The following is a 19,938-nucleotide window of genomic DNA, read 5'->3' on the forward strand; positions in this document are numbered from 1 at the left end:
GTTTCGTGACGGGGTCTCCGATGGCCGTCGACGGTGGTATGGCAACTCGGCTGCTTTGAAAATCTGCCGTTGGTTGCTTCGTAACCAACGGCGGTCTCCATCCAGACAAGATAGCTCGCCCAAAAATCCATATCGTGGTGAACGCCATCTTTGACGACTTTCGCCAGGGTATCGTCACCGCAGACTGAATATTCGGATTGGACTTTCGCTGCTCGCCGCCTTTTTGATCAGGTAGATGGGCTTTGTTGCGCAAATCGGAGTTTGAGCGCAGTTCCCCCTTCCCCGGACAGACTTATCCTATATCTGCGGCTCAACTGAGGATGATGCCGCGCTGCCTCCGAGGTCCGCTCTGAGCCCAAAACAACGAATGCAGCAACCTGCACCAATGGCTGCTTCGAGATTATCTGAAAAAGCGGCCAACGAGCCTCCGCTATGTTGGCTGGGCGACGTCTATCACCCAACCAACCTGTCGAGGTCCGCGGATCAGAAGGGCGCAAACCCGTCCGATGGATCGGTCGGGACCGTCCAGCGCGCGCGCGGATCGATTGTGGGCGCGAACGCACTAGGATGCGGGATCTGGCCGTTTTGACCGTAGAGCCACAGCACGAAATTGGAGCGTTGACCTTCGGTGATCGGTTCAGACGCATGGGGGACGCTGCCGTGGTGGATCAAGGCCGTGCCGGGCTCAAAGTGCAGTTTTTCGACCCGTCGCGACGCGGGATCAATGAAGCTGACAGCGGAGCCAGAAAAGGCCTCGTCCGGTAGATTTAGATTGATATTCAGCGTGACCGATGATGCGTCTGAGTGAGGCCGGAGCGACGTGTCCTTATCTGCTTGCCACTGGATGGAAAACCCGAAGGTCTGCGTGTCGTATCCTATCACATCCGGGAACAAGAGCCGTGAGATGGGCCGCATATAGGTGTTCATGAGGTCGCGGTAGAACGTCTGGAAGGCTGAGGCCCCAAGATGCCCTTCCGAGCGCGGGTCAAGCATTGCACCGCCCCGGTTGAGGGAAATGCCATAGGGTGGGCGCAGCGGAATGCCTGCATCGGCGACGCTGTCCAGATAGCTGCGCAAAACGAACAGCCGTTCGGGGTCAAAGAACTGGGTTTTGTAGACACCGGGGAAGACCTCTTCCCATAGTTTTTTCACTTCGCCTTCGGTTGCCGGGTCTTTCCAGGCCCCCTCGACCGCTGCGCGGAGACGGTCGTCATGAACAGATGCATCCAAGGCGGTTTGATTGGCCTGCTCCCATTCCTTCCATGCGTGTTTGAACAGCTCCTGGTTGTCATTCCAGAATTGCGCGACTTGCGGGGCGCGTTGCAGCATTGCTTCGCGTGTGGGGCGTTCCACGGCGCGTGCGCGCTCTAATGCAGATTGTGTCATGTCCTGTCTCAACTTTCTGATGGTCAAGCCTGTTGCTTCCGAGACATCAGTTATTGCCCTTAGATTGCGTATAAATGGACATATTTTTGATAACAGAATTCGTTTTCTCTACATAATAGAGGTGTGGCGCCTAGGACCCGGCCCAAGCCGCTGACCGTCCGATCTGTTGGATCAGATAGTCCATAAAGACGCGGACCTTTGCGGAGACTACGTTGCTTTTGGGGTAGATCAGCCAAAGCGCCGGATTGTCCGCCAGTGTGTACCCGGGCAGCACCTGCACAAGGGACCCATCATTCAGCTCGCTGTGGACCGCCCAGAGGGAGTTAATCGAAATGCCGGCACCCTTGAGCGTGACACGCACTTGTGTCAGCCCGTCGTTCACGATCAGCCTGTGGGAGGCTTTGTGGAGGTCGAATGTTGCTTTGGCTCCGTCATCTGACACCAAGGCGCGCGGCTCCAGATCCTTGAAGGCGACCAGACGATGCGCCGCGAGGTCATCCGGTGTGCCGGGCACCCCATGTGTTTCCAGATAGTCTGGTGCTGCACAAAGAATACGTGTGTCGTTTGCCAGTTTGCGCGCCGTCAGACTGCTGTCCTCCAGAATAGAATTGCGGAGGGCCAGATCATAGCTGCCCTCAATCAGGTTGAACTGGGTATCTGATAAATGCAAATCGAGCGTCAGGTCTGGATAGGCATCCATAAAAGCGGGCAACAGGGGCGCGATATAGAGCTGGGCAAAGGTGCTTGGAGCGGCAAAGCGCAATGTCCCGTTCACCTCGGCCTTGCCTTTGCCGAATGCGGCGAGGGCCGCTTCTTCCTGTTCGATCATCTCTCGGGCGTATGGCAAGAAGTCCTGCCCCTCTAGGGACACCGAGACTTTCCGAGTGGATCGATGCAACAATTCGGCGCCCAGCAGTTTTTCAAGCTTTGCGAGCCGCGCGCTGGCCACCGCCGGTGCCATCCCTAGCGTTCGGCCCGCCGCGCTGATGTTCAGCGTTTCAGTAGCAAGGACGAAGAGGCGGAGGCTTTGCGTATCCATATTGTATATTTTTCCAGAAAACTGAATTCGATTATCTACCGTTTATATATCTGCGCAGCGGTATAGGTCAAAGCTCAAGACAGAGCGGAGAGCGGAATGACTCAGACAGCGACAGTGAATTATCACGTCCACAAACCGGAGCGTCAGGCGTTCGAGCTTGATGCCGGTGGCATCGTTGGCAATCTGATCGCGCCAGAACTCGCCCCAACCGAAGTGAAATTGCGCGACGCGCGCAGGTCAGCCACAGACCCATCATTCGAGGATGACGCTGTCGCGTTTTCTTTCGTCCCCACAGCGGTCTCGTTCGCGCAAGACGATGATGCCTGGCAAGCGGAGTACGACGCAGAGCTGACGTCGCTTCTGACGACCAAGCTGGACGCGCAGGAGGTGATCATCTTTGATCACACGATCCGGGTGGATGACCCTGACGCCGCGCGCAAGCCCGCGCGAAACGTCCACAGCGACTACAGCCCTGACGGCGCAGAACAGCGACTGATCGACATTCTTGGTGCTGATACAGCGGCAAAATGGAGCGCGGGGCACTACGCCTTCATTAACATCTGGCGACCGATCGAGGCGGCGATCAACTCAGCCCCGCTCGGGTTTATCCTGCCGTCGAGCGTCGCCCCGGAAGACTGGATCCTGCTTGATCTGATCTATCCCGACCGCAAAGGACAGATCATGGGGTTGGCGGCAAACCCGAATCATCAGTGGATCTACATGTCGAAGATGACCCCGGATGAGGTCGCCTACTTCAACATCTTCGACAATCAGGGACGGCCCTCCATTGGGCACTCCGCGTTGGACATGGTCGAAGACCCAAACGTCATGACCATCCGCAAAAGCATTGAGAGCCGCACCCTAGTGCGTTTTGCCTGATCCCATCATCGGACCCACGAAACACGAGCAAACGGAGAGAGACAATCATGACCAAGACAATTCTTATCACCGGATCAACAGACGGCATCGGTCTTTTGACGGCGCAGACCCTCGCAAAAGAGGGGCACAAAATTCTGCTTCATGGACGCGGTGCAGCCAAACTGGAAGCCGCCGTCAACGAGGTCGGCGGCGACGTCGAAACCTATGCCGCTGACCTGTCGCGTATGGCCGATATCCAAACCTTCGCGGCAGAGGTGCGCGAGAAACACGACCGCCTTGATGTGCTGATCAATAACGCGGGCGTGCTGAAAGTCGCGGAGACCCAGACCGAGGCCGGCCATGATGTGCGGTTCATGGTCAACACCTTGGCGCCCTATGCGCTGACCCGCGCGCTTCTGCCGATCATTCCGAAAGACGGGCGGATCGTGAATCTATCCTCTGCCGCGCAAGCGCCGATTGATTTGGCTGCTATGCGCGGGGAAAAACAGCTTGGCCACAATGACGCCTACGCGCAAAGCAAGCTCGGCATCACGATCTGGACCCGCGAATTGGCGAAGGAGTTGACCGACGGACCCGTCGTCGTCGCCGTCAATCCCGGATCGTTGTTGGCTTCGAAGATGGTCAAGGAAGGCTACGGCATCGCGGGCAACGATCTGTCCATCGGCGCGAACATCCTGCGTGAAGCGGCGCTCGGGTCGTCGTTCGCGGATGTTTCGGGCAAGTATTTTGACAATGACAGCGGCCAGTTCGCGCAGCCACATGCGGCTGCACTGGACGCAACTCATTCGGCGCAGGTGATGCAAGGCATCGAAGATGCTTTGAAATCTCTCAGCTGATCCCACTGACGCCCGTCTGACGTCGGGCGTCTTTTACACCACCTGAAACTGCAACCCTCCGGCGACATGCGTTGTCCGGACCCAAGAAAGGACTGACTGATGAAATACGAGAATTTTCAAACCTTTGACGTGAAGGTCCAAGACGCCATCGCAACGGTGGCATTCGATTTTGGAACAGTGAATGTGCAAGGCCAGGAAATGCTGGCCGACCTCAACAGCCTTGCCATGCGGCTGGAGCGGGACCGCGATACCAAGGTGGTCATCTTCCAATCCGCGAACCCCGAGGTTTGGGTCTGCCACTACGACACCGAGCTGCTCAAGGACATGTCGACCGAAGCTGTCTCCCGCGATGAAGCCCAGCTGCTCGATTTGCAAGCGGTCTGCGAACGCATCAGCAAGGTGCCTCAGGCCACGATCGCGAAGCTGGAAGGCTTCGCACGCGGTGGTGGCCACGAGTTGGCCCTGGCGCTGGACATGCGCTTTGCGGCGCGTGGCAAATTCAAGTTCATGCAGATGGAAGTCGGCATGGGTATCCTGCCCTGCGGCGGCGGTGCGTCCCGCATGGCCCGTCAGACCGGTCTGGGCCGCGCGCTGGAAATCATCCTGAGTGCCCGAGACTTTGACGCCGATGAAGCCGAGGCAATGGGCACGATCAATAAAGCGTTGGATGCTGATGAGATCGACGACTACGTAAACACCTTGGCGCAGCGGATTTCCAAGTTCCCGGCAGAGTCCATCAATGCCTGCAAGCAGATGGTCTACGAGTCGATCGACAAGCCTATCGATGAGGCCCTGAAGGCCGAGGCCTATTGGCTCTACCAGGCAACGAGCAAAACATCAGCCGTTAAACGCTTCACGATCGCAGACGAGCAGGGCCTAGAGCACGACATGGAAAACCAGCGGAACTGGGAAAACCTGGTCATGGATGTTCAGGATATCAACTGAGATTGATTGGATTAAGCGGACATTCGGCCTTGTGCGTCGGATGTCCGTTTTGTCCGCGTCTTTCCAGCTCGGGCTTGGCGCGGTGAAGGGTCGGTTACGTACCAACCTTTTCAGAAATCTCCTTACCGCCCTATTTTGCACTCAGCCTGAATCGACCCCACAAGCTGATGGGCCAGATCAACCTTGTCCGCGTTGGACAGAGACATATCAGCGATGCTGGATCGTTCACGCTCACTGCCGGCATACTGTCACGAGAACCGATGCAGGGCTCGGTGGTGATCAGCATCGCCAATGGGGCGCTGGAATCCTTTGCCAAGGCAGCAGCACTCGAACTTGATCGCGAACTACGGGTGAACACCGTCAGCCCGGTCTTCGTCAAGGAAACGATGGAGATGATGGGCATGGATTCAAGCACGGGCTTATCGGCGGCAGACACTGCAAAGGCCTACGTCGCTGCCGTCGAAGGGAACATGAACGGTGAAACGTTGGACGCGCCTGACTATGCATAACGCTATGAGCTAATCAAACTTGCTTGGAAAAAACCTGCCGTTCAGACCGCGAGGCCGAATGGCAGATTTGTCCCGCGTCTTGCCAGTTCGTGCGCCGCGCCGCGAAAGGCGCTCCATCGCGAAACGGTCGTTCATGGATCTCGCGGCGAAGGTGCCGGGAGAGCCCAAAGCTACCGGGTGCTGCAGTCCGCGCTAACGGTGGCAACGCGCAGAAAGCGGGCTTTGCAAAGTCCTGTTGATCTCCCTTAGTCGCCCTTTGGCACTGCCACTTACCTATTGCATTCACCCCGCATTAGAAAACGATCCGGGTTCTTAGGCCGAACAGCGTAATGCTATCCTGGGCGGGATTCAGCAGCGGGTCAGAAATGAACTGCAGTGATGGCGTGATCTGCAGTCCGGGTGCGATTGAAAAACGGTAGAATGCTTCGAGTGTGAACTGATCGCCATCTATGCCTCTTGCCTCGGCCCAGTTCAGGCCCAACCCGGCCAAATCGGTATTGCGACCGTAGTAGCCAATACCCGCAGAAACGGACCGATCATAGAGTGCTGCTGCCCCTTTTGAGGCCCCTGCCCGGAAGAACGGCATCCACTTATTGTCAATAAACCATGCTGCTGAGAACGCGGCGCCGTAATCTTCTGGACGGCTACCATCGTCAGCCGCATCCGCATGCCAGAGGGTCAGATGGATATTGTCGAAGTAAATGCGATCAAAGCCAGAGGTGTAACCAAGTTCGAGTGATTTGAAGAGATTGCCGTCGCTAAACACATCAAAGTTCGGATCAGACGGGTCGGCGTTTGCGTCTGAGACGCTCGCAACGGCGTAAAGGTTCTCGCTTAGCTTTACCCCACCGGCAATGCCAAGGCCTTGGTTGGGTGCGTTGATTGTCGGGTTGGTATTGAAAGACAGGTTTTGGAAACCACTGTATGGGCTTACCAACCCATAAATGTCCACAAAGTCCGTTACATCAATCTGGCCGACTTGCAGCGTCCACGAACCGTTCTCGGCCCTTTGGGTCCAGAACAGGTTGGTCAATAGCAAACCATTATCGTTGAAGGCTGTTCCCGTGATTGAAAGGGCTCCACCATCCAGACCAAGAAACTGTGGGGCAACATCGGTATAGTTGTGCCGGTCTTCGATCTTGAATGTCAAAGACCCCTGTTCAGTCGCCTGCCAACTGCCATAGAACCGCGCAATTCCGCTGGCAGCTTCGCCCTCCCCCAGATCCGCGTTCGTGGTTTGGCCCAATGCCAAGTAATCAACGTTGAACCGAAACCCATTCTCCGCCAGTCGGTCTTTCCACTGAAACCAACCCGGTGCGGTATTGCGCGGAAAATCGGAACGATATTGTGGATCGGTCAGTCCATCTCCGGGCTCAAGATCAGCTTCGACCGAAGAGGGCCCGGACAGACCTTGAGCCGACGCCGCGCCGGCAAAGACAATACTCAGTACGACAACGAGAAGTCTTATCATTCAGACGCTTTTGCCCCGCCGGTCTTGCGATTGCCCGCCGCTCGGATACGATCAGCGGCACGCTGCTTCCATTCCAGCCTGTCTGCTTCGGTTTCCAGAGTTTCGACACGTTCCGTCTCCAACTGGAATGTCGCACTCATAGGCATGAGGCCGTCCACAACCATCATATTCTGAACAGTGGGATCGATAGTCAGCGTGCCCGTCAGCCGAACGGGTTCGTGGAAATAGCTGGGCGTCCAGTCGCCATTCAACCGCACGCGAATCATTTGATTGGGTTGGGGCGGGGGCATGTGGCTACACATTCCTCGTTCTGGCACTAGATACGCCACAGATCGCCCGTCTGGATCGCTCGGGCCCGGGATGGCAAAGCCCGCGATTGTTATTGTTTGACCGTCGAATTGCGGATTTCCGTTTGTTCCTGCCTTTCTTCGCCGTTCTTTCACAAGCTCTCTTTGATCGAGCAGCCAATCGACATCAACGCCAACTCCCGCCAAGGCATCCTCGGTCTCGGTCAGAAGCTCCTGCCAATTCAGTCTTTCTTCCGCGCTGCCAGTGTCTTGCTGCAGCCTGCCACGCATCCGCACAACGAATAGGACGTCGTCGAACTGTTCGGGGCTGAGCTCCCGATAGGGATCCTCAAAGACCTGCACAGATGGGTCCGGGAGGTCTGCCCAGTCCAGCGCTGCTCCTGGCGTTGCCATGGCGGAATGACCGTAACAGACCAAACCCGCGAGCAAGACGGAACGAAACCAAAGGAACATGAATACTCTCCAGTCGAGTTTTGGGGTCAATTCAGTGTATTTTTGTATATCACACCGTCCTTCATGATAAGCCGGATCGTTTCAGGGCTTTCCGGCCTCGGATCGGCACCAAACCACTGATCACCCGTGCCAACGACCGAGAAGTCTTCGAGGGGGTTACCATCGATCAGCAGGATGTCTGCATAGGCGCCTTCCTCGATCACACCCAGTTTTCCTGCGGTATAAGGGTTCATAAAGTCTCCTGATAGAGCGACTACCTCGCCACCCGTCGATGTCAACGTGACCATTGACGTGTAGGGGCCGAAAAAATCATTGTTTAAGTGTTTTTCGTAGGCAATCTGGATATTGCACGCCTCTACCGAACCAACACAGTCTGTCTGGAAACCCCGCTTCACCGGGCATTCTTTCATATTGTCGATATAGCCTGCAAATGTGGCCGAGGCAGACTTTGCCTTGGCAAGGCTCGCCGGAACATTCGCCACAGCCGGAATGTCGAGAAGGCCGGGGTCAAATGCCGTTAGGTTTGTTGTAATGTACGCACCCTTCTCGTTCATGACTTCGGCAATTTCGCAGTCAAAAGAAAAACCATGTTCGATTGACATAACACCTGCGTCGAGCGCACTCAGGATAGCTTCCTTACGATAGGAATGCGCCATGACATAGCTGCCATATTCATTCGCGACCTGCACGGCGGCTCTGATTTCTTCGGGCGACCCGGCCAGCAATTGCCAAGGGTCGAATGCCGACACGACACCACCGGATTGCATGAATTTCAATTGCGTCGCGCCCATACGAAAGTTGTTACGTGCGAATTTATAGACGTCATCGACACCACTGACCTCCTGAGCCATGTTCAGCCGACCCATGTTTGTCTCCGAACCAGGTGGTGCTGTGAAATTCGCGAAGTCAGCGTGACCACCGCGTGTTCCGATAAACGCCCCAGATGGATAGTAACGAGGGCCCTCGATTTGCCCCGAGTCAATCGCCCTACGTAGTCCGCCATTAGCGCCACCAGCATCCCGGACAGTGGTGAAACCCTGCATCAAATACATCTCGGCCATCCGCGCACCGTGTATGGCAAAGTCCTCCCAGGTCGTGTTGGCCTCCATCGCAGGCAAGGTCGGCCCCATCAGCATGAGATGTGCGTGTAGTTCAATAAACCCGGGTGTCAGTGTCCGCCCCTCTCCGTCAATGACTGTAGCATTGGGGGCATCGATCGCATCGGTCGATACGGACTTAATCAGGTTGCCCTCGACCAATACGCTGGCATTCTCGATGCGCTGTTCATTCACGCCATCGAAGATGTGCACGTTGGTAAACAACGTTTGGGGTTCTTCTTGATCCTGAGCCTGCGCGGATTCTGAAAAAGAAAGACCTGCAGCGACAATTACCGTCGAGCAAAGCGACATTCGTAGACCGGACATAAGTACTCCCTTCATATTCATGTTTTGCCAACTGTAGTCCGGAAAACTTTTCCTCGGTTGCCACTTTTGAATTAGCATGTTCGAATGTGTTCGTAAAAATGGCCACTGAATAAAACTACTAATCATCACAAGGGTGACGAGCTTGCCTTTCAACTCCGCCTCTCAAGAGCATAGCGAGGGCTTTATTCGCCTCTCCTTAGCCGCTCCGTTTTTGCAATATCTCACCGAACGCAAGATCAATCCGCAACCCGCATTGGACCAAGTCGGATTGAAAGCCGAACTGCTGTCGGACCCATCCGTCTTCGTTCACTCAGAGCTGGTCTACGGTTTGGTGAATGCCTTCTCAGAAGTATCAGGGGATCGATATCTAGGACTGAATGTAGGGGAGGCGTTTGACCTACAAGGATGGCCGCCCTTCTCTCAAGCCTTGCAATCTACAAAAACGCTATTCGAGTTTTTTACTCGCTTTGTTGGGCTCGTACCGCAGGAGTCCAATTCTGTGCGGCACAGCCTCGTCATTGAAGCAGACAAAGCGACTTATCGTATCGAGAGGCAACAGGAACCTACTGTCCCGCCCATTCAGGTGACCGGTTTTGGTGCCGCAATCTATGTACGCCTATTGCAGACCGTCGTCGGAGATTCTTGGGATTCTTCGCGTGTGCGATGGGAAAGCAGATACATCAATGGGCTGCCTATCGACTACAAAGGGATCGAGGTTGGCCTTGGGACTGATCCCGGAATGCAAATTAGTTTTCCTGTGGGATGGTTGTTTTTGCACCATGTCTCTGAGGGCTCTGCCAAGCCCATAGCTTCACCTCAACAAGAGGAAGAAGTAACCGTGGTGGCAGCTTTGCGCTCTGTCTTACGCGACAAACTAGATGAAACCGATTTGGGACCTGAGATGGTGGCTGGAATGCTGGGAATACAACCGGAACGGTTTCTGAAAGCGCTTCAGCGACAAGGCACAACGCTACCCCGTGAAATCAAACGGCTGCGTGTCGATGTCGCCAAAGAGCACCTCAAAGAAGACCAGATGACAATTGCGGAGATTGGTCTGATGCTCGGCTATTCCGACAAGTCCCATTTCACTCGCTTTTTCCGAGGTCAAACCGGAATGACACCGACTAAGTTCCGAAGCAAGTAAATGTGGTCGAGCCAAAAGAAAACTTGGTTGGGAACGTACGATTAGGCTCCAGACTCATTGATTTACAGCCAGAATAGAACTGTAGCAGCGAGAGCGATGGCCGAGAGGAATACCTTTGGGCATCTGTCATATCGGGTGGCGACGCGCCGCCAACACACCCATATCGCTCCATCGTTTCCAGCGATTGTACAGTGTCTTTGGAGACCCATATTCGCGCGGCGCATCGGACCAACGTAACCCATTGCGATTGATGAAGATAATTCCACTCAAAACGCGCCGATCATCAACCCTCGGCTTACCATGGCTCTTTGGAAAGTAAGGCTGAAGCCGCGCCATCTGCTCGTCAGTCAACCAGAATAGATTGCTCATGTTATACCCCTGAAACTCACGGGTATGAATCACGCAGGCAGGATGACGGCAACCAAATTAATAGGTCCAGAACCTAGGGATTGAATCACTTGGGAAGGATCAAAATCGCTCTAAAGTCGTTAACGTTTGTAAGGGTTGGTCCTGGAACGATTTGACCTCCGATTGCACCGAAGAGACTATGGGCATCATTGCGGTCCAGCACTTCTCGGGCTGAGACGCCTTTGCCGGACGCTTGTGCTAGCGTATCGGGCCCTGCATAAGCACCGGCCACTTCTGCCGCACCGTCTACGCCATCTGTGTCGCAAGCCAGTATGTGGATGCCCGCCGCCCCGTTCAGAGCCAATGCCGCGGCCAGCGTGAACTCGGCATTGGGACCTCCAATGCCGTTTCCCCGCCTTGTAACGGTGCATTCACCACCGGATAGCAGCAAGGTCGGGCGCTTGATTGTTGACTGCAACAAAAGGGCCTCCGCCGCTTGATGCGCTGCCAGTACTCTTGCTTCTCCTTCCAATGCATCTCCTAGAAGATGCACCTTGCAGCCTTGAGCCTCAGCCTCCGCGGCAGCAGCCTCAAGGGATTGCACCGGGGCAGCGATCACGCGCGTTTCTGCGCGCAAAAAGATGGGATCATCCGGAGGGATGACGCTGGAATTAGACAGCATCGCTTCTGATACAGTAATTCCGTAGTGCTTCAGGATATCGATTGCATCCTTTGCACTGCTTTTTTCACCCACAGTTGGGCCCGAGGCGATCAGCGCCGGATCATCACCCGGCACATCGGAAATCAGCAAGCTAAGCATCTGTGCTGGTGCACAGGCCGCCGCCAGTTGTCCACCTTTGACGCGACTCAGGTGTTTTCGGACGATGTTCATGTCTCCGATCGGTGCGCCAGAGGCCAAGAGCGCTTGGTTGAGCGCAATCTTGTCGGCGAGGGTGACGCCCGCTGCCGCGGCACAAAGCAACGCTGACCCCCCACCCGAGATTAAGGCGATTACCGTATCCTCCGAAGTCGTATCCTGAACCATCTCCAACATCCGGATCGTTGCAGCTTCACCAGCGGCATCCGGCACTGGGTGCGCCGCCTCGACAATCTCGATACCATTACACGGTCGAGCAAACCCATAACGGGTAATGACGAGCCCCTCACAAGGGCCATAGTAGGCCTCAACGGCTTCGGCCATGCGGGCACTGGCCTTGCCTGCTCCTATCACCAGCAGCCGCCCCTTTGGACGCTTTGGCAAGTGTGGGGGCACCACGAGCATGGGGTCGGCCACAGCAACGGCGGTGGAAAAGAGGTGTTCCAGAAAGCTTCGAGGGTTGTTGGCGGGGTCAATCATAGGTTTCCTATTCCGGATCAGGCGATGGGCCGTTGTAAGAACCAACGGCTGTGTTCTGACGGCCCACGATTCGGTCCGTTTTCTAGCTTGCCAAACTGTACAAACCCCCAACGCAGATAGATCTCGCGCGCCTTGGGATCAGAGGTGTCGAGCCAAACGTTGTGACAACCCCTCGCTACGGCCAAAGTAGAAGCGCGCTCGAACAACGCGCGTGCTAACCCCTGACGCCGGAAAGGCCGAGCCACCCACAAGACTTTGAGCAACAACCAACCATAAGAAGTTGTGCCCAGAAGCCCGCCCTTCAGGGTGCCATCCGTTTGGCAGACCAAATGAATTGTGCTGTTAACACCTTGCGGTTGTTGGCAACGCAGCTCGTCCAACAAATTGCGTTCCAACGCGAACACCAGTTGGTCATCACAAATTTCATCAATCAGCCAAGCCATTTGGAATAGTCGCTGACCAAAAGATGCGTCGAAGCAACATCCTCCTCAACCTCGGCAAAACGGCCGATGGGTTCACGAAAGATGTTGTCGGTCTCGTCGTCATTTATGGTTGAGACCTCACCAATCAACACGTCTCCTCCTTCGCCCCAGAATGCGTGCCAATCACCCGGACGAAGCGTGACGCTTTTGCCAGGTGCCAGGCGCAGCTTCTCGCCCGGTTGGTAACGATGTCGGATGCCGTCCAGCCAGACCACACCGCCGCGATCCTCTGCAAAACCACCCGCGTCGTCTGAGCCAAAAAGCTCAACAATCAGAGTTGCGCCACCGCGATTGATGATATCCTCAGCTTTCAGAACATGCGTGTGCATTGGCGACAGCTGGTCCCGCCTCGAAATCAACAGTTTCTCGGCGTAACACATGCCGCCACCCTTGGCTAAATCACTCTGCAACCCGTTGCGCAGGGTGAATAGGAACAGGCCCATCCTGTCATAATCACCGTCACCGTAATCAGTGATGTCCCAACCGCAACGTGCGTCAATCACATGACGCGCATCACTTTTGCGAGCCTTGAATTCCTCTGGACTCCAATAGGCGAAGGGCGGCAAAGCAAAGCCATGAGAGCAAATGAACTCATCTGCTTGGGCCATGATCTCATTGATGCGCGAACGCTTCATGCTGGCACTTTTTGGTTTTTGAGGATTTCGATCACCATGGCAGCGGTCCAGGTAAAATCTCCACCACCACAGGGCTCGCCGCTGTTCGGGTCATAGTATTCTGCAAAGCCACTTTTCTCGATGAGGCGCAAACTGTCAGCCAGGATACGCTGCGCCATGGCCCCCTGCTCTGACCGACCTAGGCCTTCGGCAATCAAATAATTCACGATTAACCATGTCGGTCCGCGCCAATAGCGCAGGCTGTCAAAAGCGCCATCTATTGGGTCGTGACTGGGCACCAGATAGCCGCATCGCTCAGCCAACAAAGCGATCCGCCGTGCGAGCGCATCAGCTCGCGCATGAGGGACATCGGCAATTGCCGCGAGCAACCCACCAATCGAAGGTGTGTCTTGCAGATGACCAGCAGCGCGGTTGTAACACGTGTATTGCCCAAGCGTCGGGTTCCATAGGCTTTCCAGTGCCGCACGACCCTTCGTGGCCATCGCGCGGGCCTCAGAGGCCATCGAGGGATCGCCTAAGAACTCGGCCAAATCCGCAACATCGTCGCAAGACCGTATCAGGATGCCGTTAAAGCCTGGATCAACGAGGCAAAATGGCGAGGCATCGTGGAGCTTCGCATTATCCCATCCAAGCCCTCGGAAGTACTCGACCAGCCAGATATAGCACTTGTATTGCTCGTCCGACGGGCGGTGATCTGGGTTGGCGTGGGTCGTATCCCGTCGCGTAAATGGCGCGATACCCTCGATCGGCACGGCGTCCAGCCCTTCATCCCAATCCACAGAGTTGTCTCGGCCAGACTCCCACGGGTGAATGATTGCGACCAGTCCCGTGCTTTTGGGATCGCGGTCGCGGTAGAACCATTTGTGCCATGCATGGACCTTGGGCAGGAGCTTGGCCAGACGCTCGCGCGCGACTGCTTTGTCTTCAGTCCGATCATAAAGCTTGCGCAACGCAAAACCCGCAACCGCTGGCTGGGTGATTCCAGTCGTGGGCACATCTCGCCTTGTTTGCCAGACGTTAGGACCTGGGAAATATCCATCATCTGGTTCGTGGAAAATGATATGTGGCACCATACCATCGTCCCACTGATGGGCCATAAGAGTCTCGACCTCGACCCAGGCCCGATCCATGTCGAAATGCGAAAAGCCAAGCGCGGACAAAGCACTGTCCCAGTTCCATTGGAAAGGATAGAGGCCATGGGTAGGAACGGTGTAGGTGCCCCTATCATTTCCTTCCATGACGCCTCGGGCCTGATCGATCAGAGCTTGGCTCATCCTGTTTCTCCCTTAAGCGACGGCCAGAGTGGTTTCGGAGTCAAACCAACGCCCCCGTCCCTCTTGCGGTGCCAGCGTAAGTACGTCACCAGGTTTCACGCTGAGCTCACTGTCCAGAACTGCGCGGAACTGGTGTCCGTCCACGTCACAAGTCACAAGTAAATGTGCGCCCAAAGGCTCAACAACCTTGGCTCGCGCTCCAAACCCCTGATCTGCAATGCGCAGATCTTCCGGGCGAATGGCCCATTTCAGATCCTTGCCATTTGCAGGACCGTCAAGGTTCTGCCCGGCAACTGTCCAGCGACCAGAGCCCGCAGCTTCAGCGGGGAGGAAATTCATAGGCGGATTGCCGATGAAACTGGCCACAAACTCGGCCGCTGGATCCCGATACACCTCGATGGGCGAGGCTGCCTGCACAATCTTGCCCTGATGCATGACGCTGATCCGGTCAGCCATGGACATGGCTTCGACCTGATCGTGGGTCACATAGATGGCAGTGGTCTTGCTTTCTGCCAGAACACCCTTCAGCTCGGCACGCATTTCCATCCGCAACAGCGCGTCGAGGTTCGACAGCGGTTCGTCCATCAGGATCACGTCCGGCTCCATTGCCAAGGCACGGGCAACTGCAACCCTCTGGCGCTGACCGCCCGACAACTCACCCGAATAGCGCTTTAGGAGTTGCTCGATATGCATCAAACCTGCGGTGCGTTCGACCCGGCGCTTGACCTCATCATCCGGCAGTTTTTGCATCCGCAGCCCAAAGCCAATGTTCTCGAACACAGTTAGGTGCGGAAACACCGCATAGTTTTGGAATACCATCGAGATGCCGCGATCTTTGGGCGACAGGTGATCCACCCGGCGGCCACCGATCCAGACTTCGCCGGTTGTCGCTGTCTCAAGTCCGGCGATGATACGCAAAAGCGTAGATTTACCACAGCCCGAAGCCCCCAGAAGGACCATGAACTCCTGGTCTGCGATGGTAAGGTTGATGTCATGCAGAGCTTGGTAAGACCCAAAGTTCTTGGCGACGTTTTTGATCTGTATTTCAGCCATAACAGTTTCCTTTCAGCCACCGCTCAGCGGTTGGCGATGCCCCACATGGCAAAGAGATATTTGCGCACAGCGAAGATGAAAATCAGCGCAGGCACCACGAGGATGAAGCCGCCTGCAAATTTCAGGTGCAACGGGGCCTCGCCCAGTGTCTGCAACAGGAATGCGGGCAACGTGCGGTTTTCGATGGTCAGCACGGCGGCTGCAAACACTTCGTTCCACGAGATTACAAAGGCGAAAATCGCCGAGGCCGTGATCCCCGGAAGTACCAAGGGCAAGATCACCTTGGTAAAGGCAGTCAGCCGTGTGCAGCCCAATGTCCAAGCCGCCTCTTCCAGCTCAAGCGGTATGCCTGAAAAAAGCGAAAAGGTGATGAGCACCGCGAAGGGGATCGCCAACGTTGTGTGAACCAGCGCCAGACCAAAAGCCGTATCATCCAAGCCCGTACGGATGAAGAGAACTGCCAAGGGCAGTGCCAGAAGCGGCAAGGGAAAGGCCCGTGTCAGCAAGATCAGCAACCGGAACAGCTCTTTCCCACGGAAGTCGAACCGCGATAGGGCGTAGCCCGCGGGGGCTCCGATGGCGATGGACATCACCATCGTCATCAAAGCCACCACAACCGAGTTCCACAGCGCCCTCAGCATCCCCTGGAACCCCATGAAGAATTCCAGGGATCCCATATTGAACTCCGGGATGAAGCTCTTGGGGAAACTGTTCACCGTATCCGGTGAGGACATTGTGTTCACGAACAGCAGGTAGAGCGGTATAATCACCCAGGCACACAGCAAGATCACCCCTGCTCGGTAAAGCCCCCTTCCCGCCTTGCGGGTGTCAGGGGCTACGACGTCTGCTACAGCCATCATATCGTGGCTCCTTTCGGGACGCGCAGAGCGCGCATGATGATCAGAGTGAAGACGATAGAGATAATCAGAACGATGATCGCCAGCGCTGCTGCTGCCCCACTATTTTGCAGGTCAAACTGATAGGCGTAGATCTCGCCCATAAGCACCGGGAAGATCGTGCCCCCAAGAGCTGCAACCACGGCGAAGACCTCGAAGGCCAGGATGACGCGCAGGACCAGGGCCGTTTGCAGCGACGGGCGCAATAGCGGCAGGGTGATACGCGTGAACTGTTTCCAACGCGAGGCGCCAAACACATCCGCAGCTTCGTAGTATTCCTTGGGGATCAGGCCGATGCCCGCCACAAGGATCACCAGCATGATCGCAGTTGCGCGCCAAATCTCAGCAAGCATAATCGCCAGGAACACTACCCACGGTGTTTGATAACTCAGCAAACTTACAGGTTGGTCAGTGACACCAAGCCCGACCATCATCGAGTTCAGGAAACCCGACTGCTCGAAGATCGCCAGCCAGATGATACCGGCGGCAAGATCAGAAATACCCAGCGGAATGGTCCAAATATACAGAACCAGATCACGGCCCTTTTCCATTTTCGTGACCATCGTGGCCATCAGAAGTGACAGCGCCAGCTGGATCGGTACCACGGCCGCGGCCAGAAGAAAGGTGTTCTTCATCGAGATCGGGAACTTCCAGTAGCTCACGACCTCGCGAAAGTTATCCAGTGAAAAGCCGTTCCCTGTTCCAAAAGCCTGCTGCGCAACCAGCGCAAACGGATAGAGGAAAAACAGGCAAAGAAATAGCGTCACCGGGAGGATCAGAAAATAGGGCAAAAGCCGCGCTTCCATCGGACCACTCCTTTAAATTGGGATTTTGCTGGGGGAGCCGGGCCACAGCTTCGGCGGCCCGGCAGTCAGGGAAGGTCTTATTCGACCGGGCAAGCACCTTCCGATGATGCATCTGGTGCCCAGCAAGGCGCGCCAGTTTCAGTCATGATCTTTTCCAGCTGTTTCTTTTGATCTTCCAGAACCCGCTCGATGGGCTGACCAGCCAGAACAATGCGCTCGAACGCATCTACGTAAACACGATTGAAATCCCCACCCATGCTACCCAGACCTGCAGGCAGCAGGCCAGGATTAGCATCTGGTGAGCCGCTCATCGTGGCAACCGCTTCGCCGGCAGCTTTGACCGAAGGCGGCAGATCGTCTGGCAGTTCGACTTCAACCACAGGGAAGAAGTTTGTGGCCTTCAGGGTCGCAATCTGTGTTTCGGGCTGCATCAAATAGGTCACCAACGCTTTGGCACCTTCTACATCTGGCGCGGTGCGTGGGATGGCAACACCTGCCAGAACAGGCATGAAGCCACGGCCGGTCGGACCAGCAGGCGCCGGGAAGGCAACAAAATCGTCAGGACGCTCATTAAACGCCTGTGCAAGGCGCGAGGTGTGGTCGAAGACGATCCAGGCATCGCCGTTCAACAGCTGTTCCTGCATGAACGAGAAGTTGGTCGATGCAGGGTTTGTATGGCTCCACAGCTCTTTGAACTTCTCCCATGCTGTCACAGCCTCGGGCGATGCAAATGTCCGCACGACACCATCAGTGTAGGACGGGTAGAGGTAGCCTTGGAAGAAGCGGTGTTTTAGACCCTTGGGTCCTGCAGGAAAGCCGAATTTCTTCTGGCCAGTTGCTTCTTCTACATTCGCCGCCCATGCGATCAACTGGTCATAGGTCAGCGCATTGATGTCCGCACCTTCAGGCAGGTATTGCAGCGCTTCCTTATTGGCGGCCATGATGTAGCTCGCTTGCATCCAAGGCATGTAGTGCAGGCCGTCAGTTCCCAGCTTGGCCAGATCATTGAAAGTGTCTGAGGCCGACATGACGCCAAGATCACTGAGGTCCATTAGGTCATCAGGGTTCATCGCCGAGAAGTTGCCGTGCAAAGAACCCAGCAAGTCAATGCTACCCGAGCCCGCTTGTAGTTCAGCTTGCAAACGCGTCAGCCAAGGGCCGTCTTCGTTCGGCTGGTAATCCACTCCACCATCGAAGCCACCAAGAACCTCGGTCCGCATCGCCTGCGCTTCTTCGGCTGGCCGGGCCTGGGTCGACCAGAACAGAGTTTCAGCTTGCACGGTGACAGCGCCAACAAGCATGGCCACACCGGACACGGCTCCCGCCAGCTTCGAATGAATAGACATGTTTTCCTCCCTATGTCTGAGGTTGTCCAAAACCAGGCAACCTCCCTCCCTCGCCGACAACCTTGGATCAGTCCGAGGGAGAATGCAGTTACTATGATATATCGTTGTATCATGAGTCAAGCCTCTTGCCGCCAAGCGTTCGTCATAAACTGCTTGCCATTTGCAAAACCGCTTGCGACTTTAGGCAAACGTTATACCAAGACTGTGACCCATGACGAAAAAACCCACCTTATCCAGCGTTGCCAAAGAAGCGGGTGTGTCGGTTCCAACCGTCAGCCAGGTTATGCGTGACACTGGTCGAATTTCAGAGAAGACCCGTCAGAAAGTCCTGAGCGCAGCCAAGCGTCTGCGCTACGTCCCAAATCAAGCGGCGGCCGCAATGCGATCGGGCGACAATCGCGAAATCGGTTTCATCATTAACAAATTGGCCAACCCGTTTAACGCAGAGGTTGTCAGCGGCGCTGTCGACTTGCTCGAAACCGAAGGTTTCATGGTGTCGGTCCTCGATGCACAAGGAGACCTTCAGCGTCAGGACCGCCTCCTGGAAGCCTGCATCAGATTTGGTCGCCGTGGTTTGATTTGGGTGCCGGCGCTCGACACGAACGAGGACGCTATGGAGCTTCTGGAAACCCACGGTGTTCCCGCTGTTACTTTCATGCGCAAGGTATCACAGTCCCTTGATCACGTTGGTGTTCTAAACACAGAGGCTCTTGCTCAAGCCACACAGCATTTGATTGATTTGGGACACAGGTACATCGCCTATTTTGGCGGCACCGAGCAAACGTCGGTGCGCGAGGAGCGCATCGCCGGTTACCTTAGCGTTTGTGAAAAACTGGATGGCGTGCGCCCAATAATCTGGCCATGTGAGGAGACCAAGCGCGCCGGATTTGACGCTGTCGCAGCGCTCCGTCACAAACACCCCGAGGTGACAGGCATTGTTTGTAACGGAGATGTTGTAGCGCTTGGTGCCTGCTTCGGCTTGATCCAGTCAGGTTTGAAACCCGGACATGATTTTTCGGTAGTAGGCTTCGATGACATCGAGGATGCTGCCGTCTCGACGCCCGGCCTGACAACCATGGCGATCGACCCGAAAATGTTAGGCAAGCGATTGGCCGAGATCCTTCTGGACCGAATGCGAACACCCGAACTTCCAGTCCGTCATTTCGAGTATTCTGCGGTCCTGAAAGTGCGGGGAACATCCGGAGAAGCCCCAGAAATATAGAGACACGGCCTGAATTCCTACCGAAATCACTAGGCTCCAGACTCATTGATTTACAGCCAGAATAGGACTGTAGCAGCGAGAGCGATGGCCGAGAGGAATACCTTTGGGCATCTGTCATATCGGGT

Annotated in this window: 19 protein-coding genes and 1 pseudogene; 6 read left to right on the top strand and 14 right to left on the bottom strand. The window is 55.7% G+C overall.

Going from position 1 to position 19,938, the window contains the following annotated elements; translation table 11 throughout:
- Window positions 1-483: 483 nt before the first annotated feature.
- Both FN806_RS19745 and FN806_RS19750 read right to left on the bottom strand, forming a co-directional pair.
- Window positions 484-1,386, bottom strand: a complete 903-nt coding sequence (locus FN806_RS19745; RefSeq protein ID WP_142640330.1) for a 2OG-Fe(II) oxygenase family protein — start codon at window positions 1,384-1,386, stop codon at window positions 484-486.
- A 130-nt stretch (window positions 1,387-1,516) separates the two neighbouring features.
- Window positions 1,517-2,425 (bottom strand): LysR family transcriptional regulator, encoded by a 909-nt coding sequence (locus tag FN806_RS19750; RefSeq protein ID WP_142640331.1) that lies wholly within the window; start codon window positions 2,423-2,425, stop codon window positions 1,517-1,519.
- Between the two features lie 96 nt (window positions 2,426-2,521).
- Here FN806_RS19750 and FN806_RS19755 point away from each other — a divergent pair, with 96 nt between their 5' ends.
- The 4 genes from FN806_RS19755 to FN806_RS20700 all read left to right on the top strand — a co-directional run bounded on the left by FN806_RS19755 (window position 2,522) and on the right by FN806_RS20700 (window position 5,594).
- Window positions 2,522-3,304 (top strand): CmcJ/NvfI family oxidoreductase, encoded by a 783-nt coding sequence (locus tag FN806_RS19755; RefSeq protein ID WP_142640332.1) that lies wholly within the window; start codon window positions 2,522-2,524, stop codon window positions 3,302-3,304.
- Window positions 3,305-3,351: 47 nt separating this feature from the next.
- Window positions 3,352-4,140, top strand: a complete 789-nt coding sequence (locus FN806_RS19760) for an SDR family NAD(P)-dependent oxidoreductase (protein WP_142640333.1) — start codon at window positions 3,352-3,354, stop codon at window positions 4,138-4,140.
- 99 nt (window positions 4,141-4,239) lie between these two features.
- Window positions 4,240-5,085, top strand: a complete 846-nt coding sequence (locus tag FN806_RS19765; RefSeq protein WP_142640334.1) for an enoyl-CoA hydratase/isomerase family protein — start codon at window positions 4,240-4,242, stop codon at window positions 5,083-5,085.
- Window positions 5,086-5,252: 167 nt separating this feature from the next.
- The gene (locus FN806_RS20700; protein WP_185956751.1) at window positions 5,253-5,594 is read left to right on the top strand and encodes an SDR family oxidoreductase; all 342 of its coding nucleotides are present in this window, start codon (window positions 5,253-5,255) and stop codon (window positions 5,592-5,594) included.
- Between the two features lie 292 nt (window positions 5,595-5,886).
- On the opposite strand, the gene FN806_RS19775 is transcribed toward FN806_RS20700, so the two are convergent.
- The 3 genes from FN806_RS19775 to FN806_RS19785 form a co-directional block, all read right to left on the bottom strand.
- Complete coding sequence (locus FN806_RS19775; RefSeq protein WP_142640335.1) at window positions 5,887-7,065, bottom strand: carbohydrate porin; 1,179 nt, start codon at window positions 7,063-7,065, stop codon at window positions 5,887-5,889.
- Entirely contained in the window at window positions 7,062-7,766 is a 705-nt protein-coding gene (locus tag FN806_RS19780) for a DUF3299 domain-containing protein (protein WP_246097354.1), read from the bottom strand. The genes FN806_RS19775 and FN806_RS19780 overlap by 4 nt, the downstream gene beginning before the upstream one ends.
- 86 nt (window positions 7,767-7,852) lie before the next feature.
- Window positions 7,853-9,403 (bottom strand): amidohydrolase family protein, encoded by a 1,551-nt coding sequence (locus tag FN806_RS19785; protein ID WP_246097356.1) that lies wholly within the window; start codon window positions 9,401-9,403, stop codon window positions 7,853-7,855.
- Between FN806_RS19785 and FN806_RS19790 the strand changes: the two genes are divergently transcribed.
- Complete coding sequence (locus tag FN806_RS19790) at window positions 9,393-10,394, top strand: AraC family transcriptional regulator (protein ID WP_142640337.1); 1,002 nt, start codon at window positions 9,393-9,395, stop codon at window positions 10,392-10,394. The genes FN806_RS19785 and FN806_RS19790 overlap by 11 nt on opposite strands.
- 147 nt (window positions 10,395-10,541) lie before the next feature.
- Here FN806_RS19790 and FN806_RS19795 read toward each other — a convergent pair.
- The 9 genes and pseudogenes from FN806_RS19795 to FN806_RS19835 form a co-directional block, all read right to left on the bottom strand.
- A pseudogene (locus FN806_RS19795) lies at window positions 10,542-10,763 on the bottom strand (transposase); the annotation flags it as partial.
- An 85-nt stretch (window positions 10,764-10,848) separates the two neighbouring features.
- Window positions 10,849-12,099, bottom strand: a complete 1,251-nt coding sequence (locus FN806_RS19800) for a glycerate kinase type-2 family protein (protein ID WP_142640338.1) — start codon at window positions 12,097-12,099, stop codon at window positions 10,849-10,851.
- Window positions 12,100-12,116: 17 nt separating this feature from the next.
- Window positions 12,117-12,542, bottom strand: a complete 426-nt coding sequence (locus FN806_RS19805; protein WP_142640339.1) for a GNAT family N-acetyltransferase — start codon at window positions 12,540-12,542, stop codon at window positions 12,117-12,119.
- Window positions 12,530-13,216, bottom strand: a complete 687-nt coding sequence (locus tag FN806_RS19810; RefSeq protein ID WP_142640340.1) for a D-lyxose/D-mannose family sugar isomerase — start codon at window positions 13,214-13,216, stop codon at window positions 12,530-12,532. Before FN806_RS19810 ends, FN806_RS19805 begins: the two co-directional genes overlap by 13 nt.
- Window positions 13,213-14,490, bottom strand: a complete 1,278-nt coding sequence (locus FN806_RS19815; RefSeq protein ID WP_142640341.1) for an MGH1-like glycoside hydrolase domain-containing protein — start codon at window positions 14,488-14,490, stop codon at window positions 13,213-13,215. Before FN806_RS19815 ends, FN806_RS19810 begins: the two co-directional genes overlap by 4 nt.
- A 12-nt stretch (window positions 14,491-14,502) precedes the next feature.
- Window positions 14,503-15,543, bottom strand: a complete 1,041-nt coding sequence (locus FN806_RS19820; protein ID WP_142640342.1) for an ABC transporter ATP-binding protein — start codon at window positions 15,541-15,543, stop codon at window positions 14,503-14,505.
- A 23-nt stretch (window positions 15,544-15,566) separates the two neighbouring features.
- Window positions 15,567-16,403 carry a carbohydrate ABC transporter permease gene (locus tag FN806_RS19825; protein ID WP_221929508.1) on the bottom strand — a complete coding sequence of 279 codons (837 nt, stop codon included), beginning with the start codon at window positions 16,401-16,403 and terminating at the stop codon, window positions 15,567-15,569.
- A complete protein-coding gene (locus tag FN806_RS19830) occupies window positions 16,400-17,245 on the bottom strand; it encodes a carbohydrate ABC transporter permease (RefSeq protein WP_142640343.1) in 846 nt (281 codons plus the stop codon). Before FN806_RS19830 ends, FN806_RS19825 begins: the two co-directional genes overlap by 4 nt.
- 77 nt (window positions 17,246-17,322) lie before the next feature.
- A complete protein-coding gene (locus tag FN806_RS19835) occupies window positions 17,323-18,591 on the bottom strand; it encodes an ABC transporter substrate-binding protein (protein ID WP_142640344.1) in 1,269 nt (422 codons plus the stop codon).
- A 211-nt stretch (window positions 18,592-18,802) separates the two neighbouring features.
- Between FN806_RS19835 and FN806_RS19840 the strand changes: the two genes are divergently transcribed.
- Window positions 18,803-19,813: a LacI family DNA-binding transcriptional regulator gene (locus FN806_RS19840; protein WP_142640345.1), complete on the top strand. Its 1,011-nt coding sequence runs from the start codon at window positions 18,803-18,805 to the stop codon at window positions 19,811-19,813.
- Window positions 19,814-19,938: the final 125 nt, after the last annotated feature.

Source organism: Ruegeria faecimaris, assembly GCF_900182615.1.
GTDB classification, from domain to species: domain Bacteria; phylum Pseudomonadota; class Alphaproteobacteria; order Rhodobacterales; family Rhodobacteraceae; genus Ruegeria; species Ruegeria faecimaris.

Coding starts and splice junctions, on each gene's coding strand:
- FN806_RS19745 (WP_142640330.1), bottom strand. CDS start 1,386: ATGACACAATCTGCATTAGAGCGCGCACGCGCCGTGGAACGCCCCACA.
- FN806_RS19750 (WP_142640331.1), bottom strand. CDS start 2,425: ATGGATACGCAAAGCCTCCGCCTCTTCGTCCTTGCTACTGAAACGCTG.
- FN806_RS19755 (WP_142640332.1), top strand. CDS start 2,522: ATGACTCAGACAGCGACAGTGAATTATCACGTCCACAAACCGGAGCGT.
- FN806_RS19760 (WP_142640333.1), top strand. CDS start 3,352: ATGACCAAGACAATTCTTATCACCGGATCAACAGACGGCATCGGTCTT.
- FN806_RS19765 (WP_142640334.1), top strand. CDS start 4,240: ATGAAATACGAGAATTTTCAAACCTTTGACGTGAAGGTCCAAGACGCC.
- FN806_RS20700 (WP_185956751.1), top strand. CDS start 5,253: ATGGGCCAGATCAACCTTGTCCGCGTTGGACAGAGACATATCAGCGAT.
- FN806_RS19775 (WP_142640335.1), bottom strand. CDS start 7,065: ATGATAAGACTTCTCGTTGTCGTACTGAGTATTGTCTTTGCCGGCGCG.
- FN806_RS19780 (WP_246097354.1), bottom strand. CDS start 7,766: ATGGCAACGCCAGGAGCAGCGCTGGACTGGGCAGACCTCCCGGACCCA.
- FN806_RS19800 (WP_142640338.1), bottom strand. CDS start 12,099: ATGATTGACCCCGCCAACAACCCTCGAAGCTTTCTGGAACACCTCTTT.
- FN806_RS19805 (WP_142640339.1), bottom strand. CDS start 12,542: ATGGCTTGGCTGATTGATGAAATTTGTGATGACCAACTGGTGTTCGCG.
- FN806_RS19810 (WP_142640340.1), bottom strand. CDS start 13,216: ATGAAGCGTTCGCGCATCAATGAGATCATGGCCCAAGCAGATGAGTTC.
- FN806_RS19815 (WP_142640341.1), bottom strand. CDS start 14,490: ATGAGCCAAGCTCTGATCGATCAGGCCCGAGGCGTCATGGAAGGAAAT.
- FN806_RS19820 (WP_142640342.1), bottom strand. CDS start 15,543: ATGGCTGAAATACAGATCAAAAACGTCGCCAAGAACTTTGGGTCTTAC.
- FN806_RS19825 (WP_221929508.1), bottom strand. CDS start 16,403: ATGATGGCTGTAGCAGACGTCGTAGCCCCTGACACCCGCAAGGCGGGA.
- FN806_RS19830 (WP_142640343.1), bottom strand. CDS start 17,245: ATGGAAGCGCGGCTTTTGCCCTATTTTCTGATCCTCCCGGTGACGCTA.
- FN806_RS19835 (WP_142640344.1), bottom strand. CDS start 18,591: ATGTCTATTCATTCGAAGCTGGCGGGAGCCGTGTCCGGTGTGGCCATG.
- FN806_RS19840 (WP_142640345.1), top strand. CDS start 18,803: ATGACGAAAAAACCCACCTTATCCAGCGTTGCCAAAGAAGCGGGTGTG.